Here is an 18869-nt window from a genome sequence, read left to right as displayed (position 1 = left end):
CAATTGGTTTACTCCCCTGTCAACTATACCCCGAATGTTGTAGGATTTCTAGGAATTGCTAAACGCTCATATATACCCAATGGATATTTTACCAGGAAAATCTGGCAGCGTCAGGGTTGATGATAGGTCGGACAAGCACACCAGCTTCACCGTTTCCGTAGTCGTACCTGTTTATAACGAATTGGAAAGTTTACCGACTCTCATCAGTTCTATTCACCAGAGTTTCACCGATGCGGCGATCGCCTATGAATTAATTTGCATCGATGATGGTTCTACAGACGGTTCCGCCGAATTACTCAAACAACAGGTTTTAACCAATCCTCACCTACGGGTAATTATCCTCCGTCGCAACTACGGTCAAACTCCCGCTATGTCTGCCGGTTTTAACCACGCCAAAGGTCAAGTCATTGTCACCCTAGACGGAGACCTACAAAATGATCCCGCTGATATCCCCCATTTATTAACAGAATTATCTAAGGGTTACGACGTAGTAAGTGGCTGGCGCAAACATCGTCAAGATGACTTCTTAACTCGCCTACTTCCCTCCAAAATTGCCAACTGGTTAATCGGTAAAATTACCGGAGTCCAACTTCATGATTATGGCTGTTCTCTCAAAGCCTATCGTTCCGAAGTCGTCCATGATCTGAAACTCTATGGAGAATTACACCGCTTTTTACCCGTTTTGGCTTTTATCGAAGGCGCGCGAGTCACTGAATTACCTGTGCGACATCATCCTCGCCGCTATGGTCGCAGTAAGTACGGTTTAGGTCGCACCTTTCGCGTATTAATGGATTTATTTACCATTGCTTTCATCAAAACCTTTCTCACCCGACCTATGCACGTTTTTGGGCTGCTGGGTTTTGTGCTTTTACTATTTGGTATCACCGCCGGAGGGTATCTCAGTTTCCTTCGCTTAGTATTGGGCGCTAGTATCGGACACAGACCTCTATTAATGTTGGCTGTTTTGCTCACATTAACTGGTATTCAATTATTGTGTTTTGGACTATTGGCTGAGTTACTTATGCGGACCTATCATGAGTCTCAGGATCGCCCTATTTATCGAGTACGAGAGTTAATTGAGTCCCCTGATACTCCTACTTTGGGTCGGCCTGACCTATAACACCATCATAGCCCCTATCCTTGGCAAAACCTCTATACACAAAAAGTCATTTTTGTCAATACCAGGCTGCGGGGCTGGGGTTAATTTACCCCAAAACCCGTGCATCGGCTAACTCCAATTTACCCCAGAAACTTACCCAAAATCACGAGATAATCATGGTTCTAGCCGATATTTTGCGAATTTTGCATAATAACCCCTGGATTATTATTCCCCTAAAACTACCAGAACCCCCATTCTCTCGTCAAGTATTGAGAATAATTTGTCATAAATTTTGCAACAATTATTAACAATTTTTTGAATATCAAAATTATTCGGGGAAAAATATTTGTATAACTTATCTAAATCGGGGAATTTTCGAGAATTTTTCAGCAGCCAGTTGACAGATTTAACCAAAACCTGATAAGCTGATGCTATGATGGTTCCTTTTCTTAATGCCAAAATTGATGATTTGGCTATAGCCGGAGGGCGGGTTGATTAATACTCTCACCCCCAGACCTAGTTAATACTGAAACCCTGGGTTAAGGGCGGGTTGATTAATACTCTCACCCCCAGATGTAGTTAACGGTGGAACCCGCCCCTACATGACCTCCCTATTAACTATTAATAAAGACGGGGAAAATTTTACACATCATGTATTGTGGGTGAGTGTGGGGAGAGCGATCGCAGTTAACTTCTGTGGTAGGTTGATCGCTAATATCTTGTGGGGGATGAATGCAAATAGCAACTTGTCCGACACCTCCCATGAGGTCAGCCACACGGTCGATAATAGTATCAATTTGATGGAGAAGTCGATCGCCAATTAACACAGAGGGAGCAATAATAAAAAAGGTTTTAACTCCCGTTGGACTCGGAGCCATACCTAAGCGACATTCGGTTAAAATATCCTGAATTGACTGGTGTAGAGAGTTAGGGAAGCGTTTAATCAGAGTTTGATAAAAGGACTGACTGAGAGAGCGATCGTCAAATATGGGTTGAGATAACATATTAGATTCTTCGATATCAACTTCAATAAATGAACTTTGACTAGATTAACATTTACTTACGGACTGCCGAAATGTATTTCAGACAGGAAGGGGGGCTGGGGACAAATCCCCAGCCCTCTCCCATGGAAATTAGCCCTTTAAACACTAACAACAGATTGGCGATCGCCCACCTGATTAGCGTTGGGTTCTAGGGAAGATTGTAGGCGGTTGAGAGCATTAATGTAGGCCTGAGCAGAAGCTACGATAATATCCGTATTAGCAGCATGACCAGAAAAGACTCGTCCTTGATAGCGTAAGCGAATAGTAACCTCTCCGATCGCATCAATTCCCGCAGTTACTGACTGTACAGAAAACTCAATCAACTCATTAGGAACATTAACCACGCGGTTAATAGCTTTATAAACCGCATCCACCGGACCAGTTCCCGTAGCCGCGTCAGTCAACTCTTGGCCTTGAGGAGTTCTGAGGGTAACAGTCGCAGTCGGACGAGCATTATTTCCACAGGATACCTGTACTAACTCCAGGCGGAACAATTCCGGGGTTTGTTGAATTTCATCATTAACAATGGCTTCAATATCCCAGTTAGTGACTTCTTTTTTCTTGTCAGCCACATCTTTAAATCGGACAAAAGCCTTATTAATCTCATCATCAGACAGGTCAAAACCCAACTCCTGTAGACGATTTTGGAAGGCATGGCGGCCGGAATGTTTACCTAAGACAATCAGGTTATCATTCAATCCAATGGATTGAGCATCCATGATTTCATAGGTTAGCTTATTTTTGAGAACCCCATCTTGGTGAATTCCCGACTCGTGAGCGAAGGCATTAGCACCGACAATGGCCTTATTAGGTTGTACTAACATCCCCGTTAGGTTAGATACCAAACGGGAAGTTTTGTAAATCTCACGGGTATTAATATTGGTGATGGGAGCTTCTGAGTCAGCCGGACGACCAAAGAAGGGGTTAAAGAATTGTCGGCGCACATGGAGGGCCATAACTAGCTCTTCTAGGGCTGCATTTCCGGCGCGTTCTCCGATACCATTAATGGTGCATTCGAGTTGTCGTGCGCCATTTTTAACGGCTTCTAGGAAGTTAGCCACCGCTAACCCTAGGTCGTTGTGACCGTGGACGGAAATGATGGCTTGATCAATATTGGGGACGTTTTCCTTAATTCCGCGAATTAAACCTCCAAATTCTGAGGGGGTGGTGTAGCCAACGGTATCGGGAATATTAACTGTTGTCGCACCAGCCGCGATCGCTCTTTCTAAAACTTGATAGAGAAATTCGGGGTCAGACCGTCCAGCGTCCTCTGGAGAAAATTCGATATCCTGACATAACGATTTAGCATAGGCTACCATCTCGCTGGTGATGTCTAGGACTTCCTGGCGAGTTTTTTTGAGTTTGTATTTCAGGTGAATATCAGAGGTAGCAATAAAAGTATGAATGCGGGGATGAGCCGCCGGTTTCAGAGCCTTAGCCGCCGCTTCAATATCAGCTTTGACAGACCGAGCGAGACTACATATAATCGGACCGTTTTCGGTTCCTACGGTTTCCGCAATGCGTTGTACAGCTTCAAAGTCTCCGCTACTGGCGATCGCAAACCCGGCTTCAATAACATCTACTCCTAAACGCGCTAGTTGTCGAGCAATTACTAGCTTTTCATCAACGTTTAAGGTGGCTCCTGGGCATTGTTCTCCGTCCCGTAGGGTAGTATCAAAAATAATTACCCGATCTGGGTGAGGTTGAATGGTCATTGGTGTAAATCCTCCCATAGTCAACAGTTTAACTTAATAGTCGATTTTCTCAATCTGGTCTCGGATGTCGTTAAGATCTATATAGCGATCGGTAGCGTTGCGTAGTTCCCTCGCAATCATTCCTTCTGTGGAAACTACGGTGATATGAGTATTTTTAGAACGTAGCAACTCAATAGCTCGCTCAAAATCACCATCTCCGCTAAACAACACTACGCGATCGTATTGATCTACCGTATTAAACATATCGACCACAATTTCAATGTCCAGATTTGCCTTTTGAGAATACCTACCTGAACTATCATCATAGTATTCTTTTAAGATTTTGGTGCGGACTGTATATCCTAGGCTAATCAAGGCATCCCGAAACCCCCTTTGGTCTTGAGGGTCTTTGAGTCCCGTGTACCAGAAAGCATTAATAAAAATCAGATCGGCTTGTTCATGTTTAAAATAGTCCAAAACCCTTCGGGGATCAAAAAACCAGCCGTTTTTTTGTTGAGCGTAGAACATATTGTTACCGTCCACAAAAATAGATAGACGGTTTCTCAAGTTAGGCATACAAACTAAAGACCTAATATTTGTAGTAAAGAATTTAAACTAGATACTTTATCTTAGCACGTGAATACTCACTAAGTTTAACCCGAATTTATGACAAAATTGATATGTCATATCAGAGCCTATAATCCAACCTATGCCTAGGTTTTACTATCCTCCAATAGGCTAACAAAACCCTAATTTTCGAGTTGTCAGAACCATATAAAAATATCATATTGGCTGTTCAATATCCTAATTTCACGATAGTTTTACCTGAGTTTCACCTTTGATTATATTAGCTGCAATTGAAATCACTACTAGCCGATCTTACCCTCCTTTCAATGACGGTTATGATCTTCAGGAGTTTAGTTAAAGCCAGACCAACAGCGAGCCACAGTAGTATCTTACTGCTAAAGTTAGTCAGCGAGCCATCAAGGTCTAAGATATAGCCAGTGCGACCGAGTGATTTCTGTGGTAGGTAATAATGCCATACTGGACTGATGACTGGACACCACAAACGCCACTAACTGACGAAATACCTAACTGGTACATTCGTAGCATGGGCGGCGCTTTGGCTGAAACTGACTAATAGTAGTGTTTTCTGGTCTCAATTTAAAATATAGAAGTCCGATTATGACCCTCATAATAGTATACAGTGTTGTGTGCTTTCCTGGCGCGGGCGATCGCCCTACTAAGCAGAAAACCCCTACATTTCTTGACTCTCCAAAGCCCAGCGAGCTAGTTGGGTGCGGTTATGAAGTCCAGTTTTACCTAACATATTACTGATATGGCTTTCAATAGTCCGCTGGCTGACTTCCATAATTTTGGAGATTTCCCGGTTTCCCTTCCCCTTGGCTACCAACTCAACCACCCTTAACTCAGTTGGGGTCAACTCCACCCCCTCGCGAACTCTAATTTTTTGCGAGGCTTCGATTACGGATTTACGATATCGGGTTAGACGTTCAGTTTGTCGCAGAGATGACTCTACCTGAGCCATTAGTTCTTCTGGATCAAAAGGCTTGACCATATACACATCAGCCCCGGTATTCAGGCCTTTAACCCGGTCTTCGCTTTGTCCTTTCGCAGATAGGAAAATTACCGGAATCCAACCAAATTGGGCATTTTCCCGGATTAGCTTGACTAGGGTATAGCCATCCATCTCCGGCATCATAATGTCACAAATTATTAATTCTGGCACTTCCTCTTCCAGTTTTTCGAGGGCTTTTTGACCATTTTCGGCAATGGTGACTTGATATCCTCGCAATTCCAGATAATCGCTGATCAAAATCACGAGGTTAGGATCATCGTCTACTAGCATAAGTCGCCTTGGTTCCGGTGCGACAGTATTTTCGTTCATCTGACTGTTTCCTTGGAGATCTGATCTAGTTGGGGTACTGTTAACAATTAAGTCAAACTTTTTAGGTGTTTTTACTTATAAAATCCGACAATTCAACCACTATAGTTAGAATGGGACTCCTGACCCGATAATCATGATCAAGTTGATGATTCTAATTCCGATAAACTTAATGGGTGGGTGAGAAAGGCGTACTCCTCTACAACAGTAGACCCGATTAGGTGTTCTTGAATAATTCGTTCAATCACTTCGGGAGTGGCGGATCTGTACCAAACACCATCTGGATATACTACTAAAATTGGCCCTTGACAACACACCCGCAAACAATTGGCTTTGGTTCTAAATATACAACCGGGATGGTCCGCTGTGGGACGGTCTAGGTTTAGTTCTTTGAGCCGATTTTTGAGATAATTCCAAGATTCGATACTGGCTGGCTTCGAGCAGCATTTCGGGTTGGTTTGGTCAGCGCATAGGAATATGTGACGTTGAATTTGCGATAAACCTAGGTTCTTAACCGTGACTGCTAGAGACCCTCCCTCGCAATACTCGGGGTTGTTAGTTTCCGGTTCTGGGTTTTGGGGATGTTCAATCATAAAGTTACGGATAATATGCTTGGATAATGATACCTGAGACCCAATCATCCATTATACCGAAGACACGGGAAACATTGGCAAGTTCACACTCACCCATAAGTTTTTGGCTATTTTCACTTTTCACTACCGGATCGGTTCGGAAACCCGTACAGTTGATGCTGTTGCGATCGCCTTACTCGATTAGGTAAATTAGCACTCAGAGGTTGAGAGTGCTAAAAACATCAGATGGACATCCGACCGAGATGGGCAAACTTGAGACAGTTTCCCTAAGTGGGGTCTAAATGCTGTTAACTCTCAGCACAGTGTTTGAAAATAGGAGGTAATTGAATGGCTGCTGTCTCTCTTAGTGTTTCTACGGTTAAACCCCTTGGCGAGCGTGTGTTCGTTAAGGTCAGTGCTTCAGAAGAAAAAACTGCAGGCGGAATTCTGCTGCCGGACACCGCTAAAGAAAAACCCCAGGTTGGCGAAATCGTAGCCGCTGGACCGGGACGACGCAATGATGATGGCTCCCGCTGCGAAATGGAAGTCAAAGTCGGGGACAAAGTTCTGTATTCCAAATACGCCGGAACTGACATCAAACTCGGCGGCGATGAATACGTCCTGTTGGCTGAAAAAGACATCCTGGCGATCGTCAACTAAACCGATAACTAATCATTATCCCACATTTTGACTCTTCTGTGGGTCGCTAGCGTGTCAAAACTGATTGACAGTCCTTTGTAGTATCCGAATAGCAACTGAAATAGGAACCTATGGCAAAACGTATTATATACAACGAAAATGCTCGTCGCGCCCTCGAACGTGGTATGGACATCTTGGCTGAGTCCGTAGCCGTTACTCTCGGACCCAAAGGCCGTAACGTAGTCCTAGAAAAGAAATTTGGCGCACCCCAAATCGTTAACGACGGGGTGACGATCGCCAAAGAAATCGAACTCGAAGATAACATTGAGAATACTGGTGTAGCCCTGATTCGTCAAGCGGCTTCTAAAACCAATGATGCGGCGGGAGATGGAACCACCACTGCAACAGTTCTAGCTCATGCCATGGTTAAAGAAGGACTGCGGAACGTAGCAGCCGGAGCTAACCCCATTGAACTGAAACGGGGAATTGATAAGGCGACAGCTTTCTTGGTAGACAGAATTGCTGAACACGCTCGCCCTGTGGAAGATTCTAAAGCGATCGCTCAAGTTGGTACCATCTCTGCTGGTAACGACGAAGAAGTTGGTCAGATGATCGCTGAAGCCATGGACAAAGTGGGTAAAGAGGGTGTGATTTCCCTCGAAGAAGGTAAGTCCATGACTACCGAACTGGAAATCACCGAAGGTATGCGCTTTGATAAGGGCTATATCTCCCCTTACTTCGCTACCGATACCGAGCGCATGGAAGCTATCCTCGATGAGCCTTATATCCTGCTCACCGATAAGAAAATTACCTTGGTTCAGGATTTAGTTCCGGTTCTCGAACAAGTAGCGCGCGCTAGTCGTCCTCTGTTAATTATTGCTGAGGATATCGAAAAAGAAGCTCTGGCTACCCTGGTGGTTAACCGCCTGCGGGGTGTGCTGAATGTGGCTGCTGTTAAGGCTCCTGGTTTTGGCGATCGCCGCAAAGCCATGTTAGAAGATATTGCAGTTCTCACCGGTGGTCAAGTCATCACTGAGGATGCTGGTCTGAAACTGGAAAGCACCAAGATTGATATGCTTGGAAAAGCTCGCCGCATCACCATCACCAAAGACAACACCACCATTGTCGCTGAAGGTAACGAAGCTGGTGTTAAAGCTCGTTGTGAGCAGCTACGCCGTCAAATGGAAGAAACCGAGTCTTCCTATGACAAAGAGAAACTACAAGAGCGTCTGGCTAAATTGGCTGGTGGCGTAGCAGTTATCAAAGTTGGTGCTGCTACTGAAACCGAAATGAAGGATCGCAAACTGCGCCTGGAAGATGCCATCAACGCCACCAAAGCTGCTGTTGAGGAAGGAATTGTTCCCGGCGGTGGTACAACTCTCGCTCACTTGGCTCCCCAGGTCGAAGAGTGGGCAAGTAGCAATCAATTGACTGGTGAGGCTCTCACTGGTGCTATGATTGTCGCTCGCGCTCTGTTGTCTCCCCTGAAACGGATCGCTGAAAATGCCGGCGAAAATGGCGCTGTGGTTGCTGAACGGGTGAAAGAAAAATCCTTTGATGTGGGCTACAATGCAGCTAATGGCGAATATGTCAATATGTTCGAGGCTGGTATTGTTGACCCCGCTAAAGTGACTCGTTCTGCTCTCCAAAATGCCGCTTCTATCGCTGGCATGGTGTTAACTACCGAGTGTATCGTCGCTGACAAGCCAGAACCCAAAGACAACGCGGCTCCCGCAGGCGCTGGCATGGGTGGCGACTTCGACTACTAAGATTTAAGTTAGGATATCGGTTAAGGTTTCGGGCTGCCTTGGGGTTGGCCCCCCTTAATCAAAAACCAGGGACTCCGATACTATCGGGGTCTTTTTTTGTCTCTGGCCACTTTAATTGATAATTAATACTTTTAGTTATTCACTATATTATTGATTATTGATAATAAATTTAAGCCAATATCTAAGGTTATTTGGCTAAAAGTCCTGATATATATGGCTTATAGCTATTCGTAACAAAACTTAACTTGCATTTTATTGAAAGTTATTTACAATAAGGCTTAACAGCTTATTGAGATACTTATGCAATAAGCTGGGAAGATGTATAACGTTGTAGCACTATGCAGACTTACGAAAATCCAACCGTAAAATATGACTGGTGGGCGGGTAATGCGCGCTTTGCTAACCTGTCTGGGCTATTTATTGCCGCCCACGTTGCTCAATCAGCCTTAATTGCATTTTGGGCTGGAGCCTTTACCCTGTTTGAGGTTTCCTGGTTCGACCCCACCCTACCCATGGGAGAACAAGGGCTAATTCTGCTACCTCACCTAGCCACCCTGGGATTAGGTGTCGGGGATGGTGGACAAGTGGTAGATACTTACCCTTTCTTTGTGGTGGGAGCCGTTCATTTAATCTCCTCAGCGGTATTAGGTGCGGGAGCCCTATTTCACACCTTCAAAGCACCCGAAGATTTAAAAACCGCCCAGGGTCAAGCCCAGAAATTTCATTTTGATTGGGAAGACCCAAAACAGTTGGGCTTAATTTTAGGGCATCACTTACTGTTTTTAGGTATGGGAGCCTTATTGCTAGTCGCCAAAGCTATGTATTTTGGCGGACTGTATGATGCAGCCACTCAAACCGTCCGTCTGGTAACAGAACCTACCCTTAACCCCGCAACTATCTATGGCTATCAAACCCATTTTGCCACTATCGATAATCTTGAAGATTTGGTTGGGGGTCATATTTATGTAGGGGTGATGCTCATCGCTGGCGGTGTTTGGCATATCTTAGTTCCCCCCCTCAAATGGGCGAAAAAAGTCCTGATTTTTTCAGGAGAAGCTATCCTGTCTTATTCCTTGGGTGGCATTGCTTTAGCGGGTTTTGTGGCGGCTTATTTCTGCGCGGTCAATACTTTGGCTTATCCTGTGGAGTTCTACGGTCCGCCTCTGGATATTAAACTCGGAATTGCGCCTTACTTTGCAGATACAACAGTCCTACCAATGGGCGATCATACCCCCCGCTGTTGGTTAGCTAATGCTCATTTCTTCTTAGCATTCTTCTTCCTCCAAGGACATCTTTGGCACGCTCTGAGAGCCTTGGGATTTGATTTTCGTCGGGTTGAACGAGCTTTAAACTCTATCGAAGTTTAAGTCTGAGCAAGTCCCCCTAGACGGGTGGGTGGGTCAGTTTCATCTCTGGATATCTATTGACTCATCCACTACTCGATTAGAGATGATTTCCCCCCCTGGTATCATATCCTTTCGCCAATGGAAATAGGTTAAATGAATTGTCCTTGTTGTTCGGGAGAATTACTGCTACATTGTAGCCATCATGGCTTGTATTGGCAATGCCAAAATTGTCGCCTGACTTTGCCAGCTTCAGAAACTCTTGACCGACTCTTATTTGAGGCTAGTTATTCGGAAAAGCACTCCCCTACCTGCCCTCATTAATCGATACAATTGCCCGGAAATATCATTAGGAGAAATTCATGGCTGTCTTACATGATGCAGTGTGGTTAAATGTCAGTCCTGCTTTCCAAGAGTTTAACCAACCCTGCTTAAATTTTTTGTCTCAATCTGCTTATCTTAGCCAATATAAGTATTATCTGAGTCTGGATGAACCGCTGTCATTTAATACGCCATTAATTTGGCTCCATAACTATCTCAAAAATTGTGATTATCCTGTGCATTTAATTGGACATGGTATGAGTGGATTGTTGGGGTTATTATATGCTCGTCAACATCCAGAAATGGTGCGATCGCTTACTTTAATTTCTGTGGGGTTTTATCCGTCTGTTGATTGGCAGGCTCATTATTATGTACAACGACAACTTCTCAATTGTAGTCAACAAAAACTGTTAACTCAAACAGTTTATAACCTCTTTGGTTGTCAATGTCCTCCCATTACTAAAAAATTGATTGGTATTTTGAAAGAGGATATGATTAGTTCCCTGTCTCCCCATACTTTATATAAACGGGTGAGTTTTTCTCCTGGTGGTGTCCCGGTTCCTTTACTGGTATGTAGAGGCGAACATGATGTGGTTATTGACCAGAATTTATGGCAGGGGTGGTCAAGGTTTTTTAAACCATGCGATCGCCTTTGGCAATGTCCAAATGGTCGCTATTTTTGCCATTATTTTGACCCCCAAAAAGTCGGTGAGACTATTGTTAATTTTTGGGATAATCTCCTGAAATCTTCAGATGTTATCTGCCCCGCCGATTCTCTTATTTATGACTGAATAACATAATCGACTAATTTTCCTTAGAATGCCTGAACTGATTACAGTTACAGCAAAGATTGTGCTGACACAATTCACCTCAATTTTACCCAGGAGATAATCATGACTGAACCCGCATTAACACCAATTAACTATTTGCCCATTAATCCCATATTTCCATTGTTTATATTCATGACATTGATGGGATTTATTTACTCGTGTATTGTCGCGATAAAAGATGGATTAAAAAATGTAAAAAAACTCCATGATATTCCCTGTAGTCGCTGCGCTTTTTTTACGGGAGACTATCGCTTAAAATGTACCGTTCATCCCTGTAAAGCCTTATCAGAAGAAGCAATTAATTGTAGAGATTTTGAATTAAACACCGGTCCGGCGCGGAACCGACCACCTTTAGAAAAATAACATACCAGCATAGTCGGGTGTTGAGGATTTTTGGCGATCGCCCCTGACTTGACTCTAACTCTAGGGAAATGGGCATTGAGCCTCAATTCCCTTTTTTGCTGTGATCACGCCAGCTTGGGGAATTTTTGAGGAAATCTTAAAACTGTGGTATCCTCCCGAATTATTAAGGATTGTAAATTTTGAGTGCTGACAATGCCAGTGAAGGCATATAATTAACCCTTGGCGAAAAATCAGAGACCGGGAGAAATAGGTTAAACCAAAATCTAATGATCCATACTTTACATGACCAGGGATAACTACCACCTCAATACAAGTTCGTTTATTGTATTAGATACGGAAGGAAAAAACAGCTTAACCGAAGTGGCGCTGGTGGATAATCAGGGAGCAATTTGCTATCAAGCATTTGTTGCCAAAAACCATCCAGAACCGACATTTAGGCTGAACATTGCCACACTGCTAGATATAGTTAAACAAGTCGATAATCTGTGCCATAATCAAGTAATAATCTGCCATCATGCTGAACATGATCAAAGGATATTAGAGCGCAGTTTTGAACAAGTAGCAATTCCCTATCCTAATTATCAATTTATCTGTACCTGTAAGTTAGCCAAACAGCAGTTACCAAACCTTCCCGACTATAGATTAAGTTATTTATGTAAAACGTTAGACCTGCGATTAAATGGCGATCGCTTTGATGATCGCTATGCTCACCGTGCTAGTTATGATGCACAATTTACCTACCAACTTTATCGTTATTTAAATCCATTAAAATCACCCAAAATGTCTGAAAATATTGCCCAACTATACCAGAATACCCCTAATCCTTTCAGCAGTATCCGAGTTAATACACCCTTTGAATATCACCCGGACTATGCTGATATTTACAGCCATCAATTTGACACACTGAAAGCCGTAATTCATGAAATAAAAGAATCCCCCAACCATCAAAGCCAAGGAGCCATAGTTTTGGGAGAACCGGGTTCTGGTAAAACCCATTTAATGATGCGACTGGCTCAACAAGTCCTGAAGACAAACCGCCTATTTTTTATCCGCCACCCGACTAATGCTGAGGCGGTGAACTACCATACATATACGAGAATCCTAGAATCATTTTCCGAAAAAATTCCCCAGAAGAAGCTGACGCAACTCGAACAGTTTTTTGCGAAAAGTTTTGTCAATATCCTGAGCCAAACTGACTGGGTAAATAGCGAAAAAGGTAGACTAATGATCGCTAAACTACAGGATGATAACCTCTCGCTATATGAACGGGTAGGACAACCGGGAACAGACCGCTATCGCAAAAATTGGGATGCGATAGAAAAGAAAATTTTAGGGTGGTGGCGGGCTAAATATGGACTCTCCACGGACTACAGTTCCCAAGTCTTAATAGGGATTATACGGTTCTGTCGGTATACGGAAATTAGCCGAAAAAACCTGGTGCGCTATTGGTTATCTGGGAATGGAGATGCTGACTTCTCGGAAGAATTAAACCAGGTGGGATTAAAACCCTGGGGGGAAGATTTTAACCGGGAAGAATTTGCCCTAGAAGCTATCAAAACCCTAGGTCAACTGTCCCTATTAGATGAACCGCTGATTTTAATTTTTGACCAACTAGAGTCCCTATTTGAAGCACGTCACCAATCAACCTTAGAAAGTTTCGGTTCGACGGTGAAGGAAATTTTAACCCACGTTCCGAATAGCTTAATTATTCTGAATTTGTTTCCTGACCGTTGGGAGCGTTTTCAAGAACAATTTGATGGTTCAGTGATAGACCGTGTTTCTCAGTCTGTGGTGACATTGGCAAGACCATCTAAAGCACAACTGCATCAATTACTCAAAACTCTCTGTCAACTGAAAATTGAAACTAATTCCCCCCACGCTACGGTTGATATTGAAGTGCTGTTTACGAAAAAGGAACTCACAGAAATTGTCAATCAACCCTCAATTCGCGCAGTTATCAAACGTGCTTCTGACTACTTCCGCCATAAGGTGCAGGGTGTTCCCCTACCGCCAATTATTGCACCCCGGAAGGCTATCACAGTGGAGGCGGTGCAGTTTAAACAGCAATTACAAGGACTTTATCAAGCGGTACAAGAGGTGATTAAAACGTTCGATAATCTGACTCTATCTCCCCCGGAACAGCAACTACCGGAAACGGAGGAACTGGAATTAGATTTGGAGGATTTGCCTGAAGAAGAGAGACAGGAAAAGGCGACGGAAGGGCGACCTATAGAGCCGGAAATTGCCATAAAAGCTGATGCGGAATCGGAAAAATTGGTCGATTTGCAATTAGATGAATATTGGCAGAACCTGTTAAACCAATGGGAAAAGGACTATGATAAACCTCGGGTTATTAGTGATACGGATGATGTGGGTAAACTAATGGCGATTGTTTCGGCATTTAATAACCGATATCCGCTGAAGGTTGAACAACTGTCATTTGGACAGCGAAAAATACCAGAGCATTTGTGTATTAAAACAGGTCAACAAACTTATGTGCTGGCATTTTTGCATGGTTCAGGGAGTGCGTTTACTGGGAGAATTAAAAATTTTAATCGATTGGCTCTTGCTCATAAAAAAATGCGGTTTCGGTTAATGCGGGATGCTGTGGAACCGCCGATAAGGGGAGATGTTGGTCTGCGAGAAATTCAGATACTTGATGCGGTTAACCATGGGGAATATGTGATTATGGATAGGAGCGATCGCATTTGTTTTGAGTGTATATATCAAGCGATTATTGATTGGGAAAATCGCGAGTTTGCTGTAGGGATAACTCTGGAAGATATAGTTGATTTTTTGTCGATGAAACTGCCAGATTATTGGTTGATTAAGTGCCTGAGTTAATGGTAGAATGGGGGAAGCGATCGCCCCACTTCCTGAAAAAATGGTCGGACCAGTGGCGCGGCGGGGGGTGGGTATCAATGACAAACAGCAAGGGGTCTGAATTAGCACGCTATGCGATCGCCCCAATATGAGACAATAGAAAACGGTATACCGGAAACTAGAGAAACAATTGTGAGTCCAACAGCCGTCACAACTGATACAGCCAAAATATCCCAAACCAGCCGTCGCGCCGTTTTTCCCTTTACGGCGATCGTTGGTCAAGAAGAAATGAAATTAGCCCTGCTGCTGAACGTGATTGACCCCAAGATCGGCGGCGTAATGATTATGGGCGATCGAGGTACAGGTAAATCGACCACCATTCGCGCCCTAGCTGACCTGCTACCAGAAATAGAGGTCATAGCCGACGACCCCTTTAACAGTCACCCCAGCGATCCTGAACTGATGAGTGATGGGGTCCGAGAACGCATGAGTTTATCCGAAGCCATCCCGGTGACCCGTCGCAAGGTACAAATGATCGACCTACCCCTAGGGGCGACAGAAGATCGGGTTTGTGGAACCATTGACATTGAAAAAGCGTTGGCTGAAGGGGTAAAAGCCTTTGAACCGGGACTATTAGCCAAAGCCAATAGGGGTATCCTCTACGTTGACGAGGTAAACCTTCTCGACGATCACCTAGTCGATGTCCTACTAGACTCCGCCGCCAGTGGTTGGAATACGGTGGAAAGAGAAGGCATTTCTATCCGCCACCCGGCGCGTTTTGTCCTGGTGGGTTCAGGAAACCCAGAAGAAGGGGAATTGCGACCCCAATTATTAGACCGTTTTGGAATGCACGCGGAAATTCGCACGGTGAAAGAACCTAGTCTGCGAGTCAAAATTGTGGAACAGCGGACAGCCTTTGACCAAAACCCGCCGGAGTTCTTAGGAGAGTATCAACTATCCCAGGAAGAACTACAACGGCGCATAGTAGAAGCCCAAGAGAGACTATCGGGGATTAATATTGATTATGATCTGCGGGTGAAAATCTCTCAGGTCTGCTCAGAATTAGATGTAGATGGACTGCGGGGAGATATTGTCACTAACAGGGCGGCGAAGGCTTTAGCTGCGTTTGAAGGGGCTACAGAGGTCACTGTTGACCATATTGGTCGGGTGATTACTTTGTGTCTGCGCCACCGACTGCGGAAAGATCCATTGGAGTCTATTGATTCTGGAAACAAAGTCCAGAAGGTGTTTCGCCAAGTGTTTGGATTACCCGAACCGGATCAAAATTAGTTAACAACATCACAGGCAACTTTGCCTGTGTTACCGTATCGGGTTATGGTGGTTCGGATTATGGGGTTGGACCCCGGTCTAGCAACTTTGGGGTTTGGGATTATTGAATGTCACACTTGCGAAGAAGCTAGGGGAGGGTCTTTGTTCTCGGTGATGGACTTTGGGGCGATTCAAACTGAGGCTAATCAACCCCTGGGCGATCGCCTACAAACTATTTATGCTGACCTCCATACCCTACTCGAACAATGGCAACCGGATCTTGTCGGTGTCGAAAAATTGTTTTTTTACCGCATGGGAAATACGATCGCAGTCGCTCAAGCTAGGGGGGTTTTGCTGTTGGTTTTGGCTCAACGACACCTTCCTATATTTGAGTTTACCCCGGCTCAGATTAAACAGGCATTAACCGGATATGGTAATGCTAAGAAATATCAGGTGCAAGAGGCAGTAGCCAGGGAGTTAAACTTACAGGCGATACCTCAACCGGATGATGCGGCGGATGCTTTGGCGATCGCTTTGGCGACTTGGTTTGATCATGATCGGGTTTCCGATTCAATTTTAAGCTGATTGATAATCTATGTCTAATCTCATTCTGACTTCTCAAGAAATTGCTCAATTTCGTTCCCAATTGGCTGAATATTCCTCGGCATTACAAGCCTTAGATATGATTGAAGACTGCGAGGGTGATATCGAAGATGCCGCGATTTCTATGGCGATTAATGTCGGTCAATCTCCCACTACATCGGAAAATTGGCTTGATGGTTTAGCCAAGCGCCACCGAGTTACTATCTGTGAACCTAGCTATCAAGAGGATTTATTACAGTCCAATATAGCCCCGATAGTCGCTCATTTAATTTACCAAAATCAATGCCCGCCACTACTGGTCACTCCCGTGGTTATTTATGTGTTAAAAACTGGGGTTGAACAATTTTGTGAGCCTTTAAAATACAAAAAAATTTAACTGATAAATACTGACCGTAGAGCCTTAACCCTACGGTCTTTGGGCGTGTTGGTCTACTGATTGGCGCGGGCATCTTGAACCGCTGCCCAAAATAGTAGCACTGATAGGGGTATACTCAAGGCTAGAATCACCCCTGTGATTAATCCCCCTAATTCCGGTTCCCCAGAGGAAAGTTCAAAAATTGAACCAACGGCGGCGATCGCTGTAATACACGATCCGGCTAATAATAAACCACTTTTTGGCGTTCCAACCATGATCAGTTTTGACCCCACATTATTTAACTTGTTGAGTGTAATCGTGCTATTTAACCGGCTTGACTGCTTTCGGAGAAAACTTATATTTAGCCAATTCCTCATTCAGGGCTAATTGATTGTCAACGCGATCGACAAATAACACCCCCTGTAGGTGATCGATTTCATGTTGAATGGCTCGACAAAGTAACTCCGTAGCCAATATGCTCCGAGGACGGCCGTTTTCATCCTTAAAGGCAACTTCTACCTCTTCTGGGCGGACTACATCCATATAAACCCCTGGAATACTTAAACATCCTTCCTGGAAAGGTGATAGCTGGCGGCTTGACTTTTTGATGGTGGGGTTAATCAACACTAGGGGGGGAGTCGCTGCATTATCAGGTTCGCAGTCAATCACGATTACCTGTTTGTGTACCCCTACTTGGGGAGCAGCTAAACCAATACCATCGGCACTATACATGGTTTGTAACATCTCCCGCACCAGTTGCCGAATTTCATCGTCAATGCGCGAAACCCGTTTGGCTGGCTGTCGCAAAACGCGATCGCCCAAATAGTGAATATCCAGGGGGGGTTTTTCTAACTTTTGCTTTTCCACCAGAACTTGAGACGTCATGAAATCCTTACTCGCTTTCGTTAACACTTATTCATATTTGATTTTAGATCGCAATCGGGGTTTGGGAGAGCGATCGCTACATATTGGATCTCAGTATCCTGGCTAAGATTCTCAATCACCCCCAATAATTAAATTTTTGCTAAGTTTTCCTGTATTTGAGCCAAATCGGTTTACGTTTAAGTCTTTTATGGCGATAATTGACTCTGGATCAAAAAATCCACCAGCTTGCGGCTGATGGATAACTCACCTATTCGTAGCATCTCAGTTGTTAATGTATCAGTTCCCGACTATTTTGACATCACCTGACCGGGTGATATTCGGTAACTAGATATCCTCAAAACAGGGGGGATATTCTTGCTCCACCATTTGCTAGGGGGTTTCACAGTGTACCTCCTCCTGTTTTTAGCCTCGTGGGTGAACTTTCACAGCTTGACCTAGAGAGTAGACAATTCAGATTCTGGCTGGAGTCCCCATTGACTGCATCTCTGTAATTCTCCATCCTAGGTAATAAGCTAAAAATCTTCCTCAACTCATTCTCAGGAGATTAAGACATGGCATCTCTCACCTATTTTGCTCACCTAAGACAAAAAAGCGATCTAATCAACAGCCCCACCTGTGCATACCCCAACAACCCATCACCCGTTGAACATAAGCAGCAAAACTCTCTTAACTACGTCCCTAGTAGCCAAGAACTTAAACGGTTTATTGGTTGTAAAGCTGGCGAGGTGATCAAGCAGATGAGGGTTTGGGGTTATCACCAAGTTACCCTCAACATTCCCAAAAACTTGATATCAGTTAAGACAGACCAAGGTTCGATCAATTTCCAGCTTTTGTCCTATGACACGATTATTGCTAATGTCAATTGCGATCGATACTAATTATTTCGAGGACATCTGACGCGCCATATCCCTAAACATATTCATGTTGGGACCGGGACGACGACGGGTCGCTGTGGACTTGGGAAGTAAGTAGTCTGTAGCAAATGTCATACCCTCCGGGGTTTTGTTCATACCACCATTTAGGGGCGCAGACGATGGGGCTACCTTAGCCACAGCAGCCGGGGCTGGGGTGGCAGGTACATCCGCTTTTGCTGCTTCTGGGGATTTCTTCGCTACAGATTTCTTCGTTTTTTCTGGCTTGTCAGCTTTGGGGGCTTCAGCTTTGGGGGCTTCAGCTTTGGGGGCTTCTACTTTGGGGGCTTCAGCTTTGGGGGCGACAGTTGGACTCGGTTCTGCGGTGGTTCCCTTAGCCTCATCAAACTCTAAAAAATAATCAGATTTTTGACCACGCCCAAACAGTTTACCAATGGCTAACATTAAACCTACTCCGTTCAGTTTTTATAAAATTGACACTCA

20 protein-coding genes are annotated in these 18869 nt (G+C 44.3%); 12 read left to right on the top strand and 8 right to left on the bottom strand.

From position 1 onward, the window contains the following. Positions 1–79: 79 nt before the first annotated feature. Positions 80–1120, top strand: a complete 1041-nt coding sequence (locus tag XZ46_RS27265; RefSeq protein ID WP_008056460.1) for a glycosyltransferase family 2 protein — start codon at positions 80–82, stop codon at positions 1118–1120. Between the two features lie 593 nt (positions 1121–1713). Here XZ46_RS27265 and XZ46_RS27255 read toward each other — a convergent pair. From XZ46_RS27255 to XZ46_RS27235, 5 genes are all read right to left on the bottom strand, one after another. After that, positions 1714–2103: a hypothetical protein gene (locus XZ46_RS27255; RefSeq protein ID WP_008056464.1), complete on the bottom strand. Its 390-nt coding sequence runs from the start codon at positions 2101–2103 to the stop codon at positions 1714–1716. A 137-nt stretch (positions 2104–2240) separates the two neighbouring features. Then, positions 2241–3857 carry a 2-isopropylmalate synthase gene (locus XZ46_RS27250; protein WP_006622399.1) on the bottom strand — a complete coding sequence of 539 codons (1617 nt, stop codon included), beginning with the start codon at positions 3855–3857 and terminating at the stop codon, positions 2241–2243. A 33-nt stretch (positions 3858–3890) separates the two neighbouring features. Then, complete coding sequence (locus XZ46_RS27245; RefSeq protein ID WP_006618367.1) at positions 3891–4412, bottom strand: LabA-like NYN domain-containing protein; 522 nt, start codon at positions 4410–4412, stop codon at positions 3891–3893. 682 nt (positions 4413–5094) lie between these two features. Continuing rightward, positions 5095–5745 carry a response regulator transcription factor gene (locus XZ46_RS27240; protein ID WP_008056468.1) on the bottom strand — a complete coding sequence of 217 codons (651 nt, stop codon included), beginning with the start codon at positions 5743–5745 and terminating at the stop codon, positions 5095–5097. Between the two features lie 137 nt (positions 5746–5882). Beyond that, on the bottom strand, positions 5883–6335 hold the full coding sequence (locus XZ46_RS27235; protein WP_008056470.1) for a (2Fe-2S) ferredoxin domain-containing protein: 453 nt from the start codon (positions 6333–6335) through the stop codon (positions 5883–5885). A 327-nt stretch (positions 6336–6662) separates the two neighbouring features. Between XZ46_RS27235 and groES the strand changes: the two genes are divergently transcribed. The 10 genes from groES (at position 6663) to XZ46_RS27190 (ending at position 16650) form a co-directional block, all read left to right on the top strand. After that, the gene (gene groES / locus XZ46_RS27230; RefSeq protein ID WP_006618364.1) at positions 6663–6974 is read left to right on the top strand and encodes a co-chaperone GroES; all 312 of its coding nucleotides are present in this window, start codon (positions 6663–6665) and stop codon (positions 6972–6974) included. 110 nt (positions 6975–7084) lie between these two features. Then, positions 7085–8722: a chaperonin GroEL gene (gene groL, locus XZ46_RS27225; RefSeq protein ID WP_006622402.1), complete on the top strand. Its 1638-nt coding sequence runs from the start codon at positions 7085–7087 to the stop codon at positions 8720–8722. Positions 8723–9060: 338 nt separating this feature from the next. Continuing rightward, the gene (locus tag XZ46_RS27220; RefSeq protein WP_008056472.1) at positions 9061–10089 is read left to right on the top strand and encodes a chlorophyll a/b binding light-harvesting protein; all 1029 of its coding nucleotides are present in this window, start codon (positions 9061–9063) and stop codon (positions 10087–10089) included. 132 nt (positions 10090–10221) lie between these two features. Continuing rightward, a complete protein-coding gene (locus XZ46_RS35675; RefSeq protein ID WP_164468737.1) occupies positions 10222–10389 on the top strand; it encodes a hypothetical protein in 168 nt (55 codons plus the stop codon). Positions 10390–10427: 38 nt separating this feature from the next. Then, positions 10428–11177, top strand: a complete 750-nt coding sequence (locus XZ46_RS27215) for an alpha/beta fold hydrolase (RefSeq protein ID WP_008056473.1) — start codon at positions 10428–10430, stop codon at positions 11175–11177. A 102-nt stretch (positions 11178–11279) separates the two neighbouring features. Further along, positions 11280–11579 carry a hypothetical protein gene (locus tag XZ46_RS27210; RefSeq protein ID WP_006670060.1) on the top strand — a complete coding sequence of 100 codons (300 nt, stop codon included), beginning with the start codon at positions 11280–11282 and terminating at the stop codon, positions 11577–11579. A 282-nt stretch (positions 11580–11861) separates the two neighbouring features. Next, the gene (locus tag XZ46_RS27205) at positions 11862–14423 is read left to right on the top strand and encodes an exonuclease domain-containing protein (RefSeq protein WP_008056474.1); all 2562 of its coding nucleotides are present in this window, start codon (positions 11862–11864) and stop codon (positions 14421–14423) included. 111 nt (positions 14424–14534) lie between these two features. Beyond that, positions 14535–15692 (top strand): magnesium chelatase ATPase subunit I, encoded by a 1158-nt coding sequence (gene bchI / locus XZ46_RS27200; RefSeq protein ID WP_006670057.1) that lies wholly within the window; start codon positions 14535–14537, stop codon positions 15690–15692. Between the two features lie 45 nt (positions 15693–15737). Beyond that, complete coding sequence (gene ruvC, locus XZ46_RS27195) at positions 15738–16256, top strand: crossover junction endodeoxyribonuclease RuvC (protein WP_006622409.1); 519 nt, start codon at positions 15738–15740, stop codon at positions 16254–16256. Positions 16257–16266: 10 nt separating this feature from the next. Continuing rightward, positions 16267–16650, top strand: coding sequence for a hypothetical protein (locus XZ46_RS27190; protein WP_006622410.1), 384 nt, complete (start codon positions 16267–16269; stop codon positions 16648–16650). Between the two features lie 53 nt (positions 16651–16703). Here XZ46_RS27190 and XZ46_RS27185 read toward each other — a convergent pair whose 3' ends face one another. Beyond that, on the bottom strand, positions 16704–16904 hold the full coding sequence (locus tag XZ46_RS27185; RefSeq protein ID WP_006622411.1) for a hypothetical protein: 201 nt from the start codon (positions 16902–16904) through the stop codon (positions 16704–16706). Positions 16905–16950: 46 nt separating this feature from the next. Continuing rightward, entirely contained in the window at positions 16951–17514 is a 564-nt protein-coding gene (gene def, locus XZ46_RS27180) for a peptide deformylase (RefSeq protein WP_008056475.1), read from the bottom strand. Between the two features lie 551 nt (positions 17515–18065). Between def and XZ46_RS27175 the strand changes: the two genes are divergently transcribed. Beyond that, the gene (locus tag XZ46_RS27175) at positions 18066–18392 is read left to right on the top strand and encodes a hypothetical protein (protein WP_006622414.1); all 327 of its coding nucleotides are present in this window, start codon (positions 18066–18068) and stop codon (positions 18390–18392) included. Here XZ46_RS27175 and XZ46_RS27170 read toward each other — a convergent pair whose 3' ends face one another. Beyond that, positions 18393–18830: a hypothetical protein gene (locus tag XZ46_RS27170; protein WP_006622415.1), complete on the bottom strand. Its 438-nt coding sequence runs from the start codon at positions 18828–18830 to the stop codon at positions 18393–18395. Positions 18831–18869: the final 39 nt, after the last annotated feature.

Origin of the sequence: Limnospira indica PCC 8005 (assembly GCF_000973065.1) — a bacterium.
Taxonomy (GTDB): Bacteria; Cyanobacteriota; Cyanobacteriia; order Cyanobacteriales; family Microcoleaceae; genus Limnospira; species Limnospira fusiformis.
This window is presented reverse-complemented; position numbering and strand designations above follow the sequence as displayed.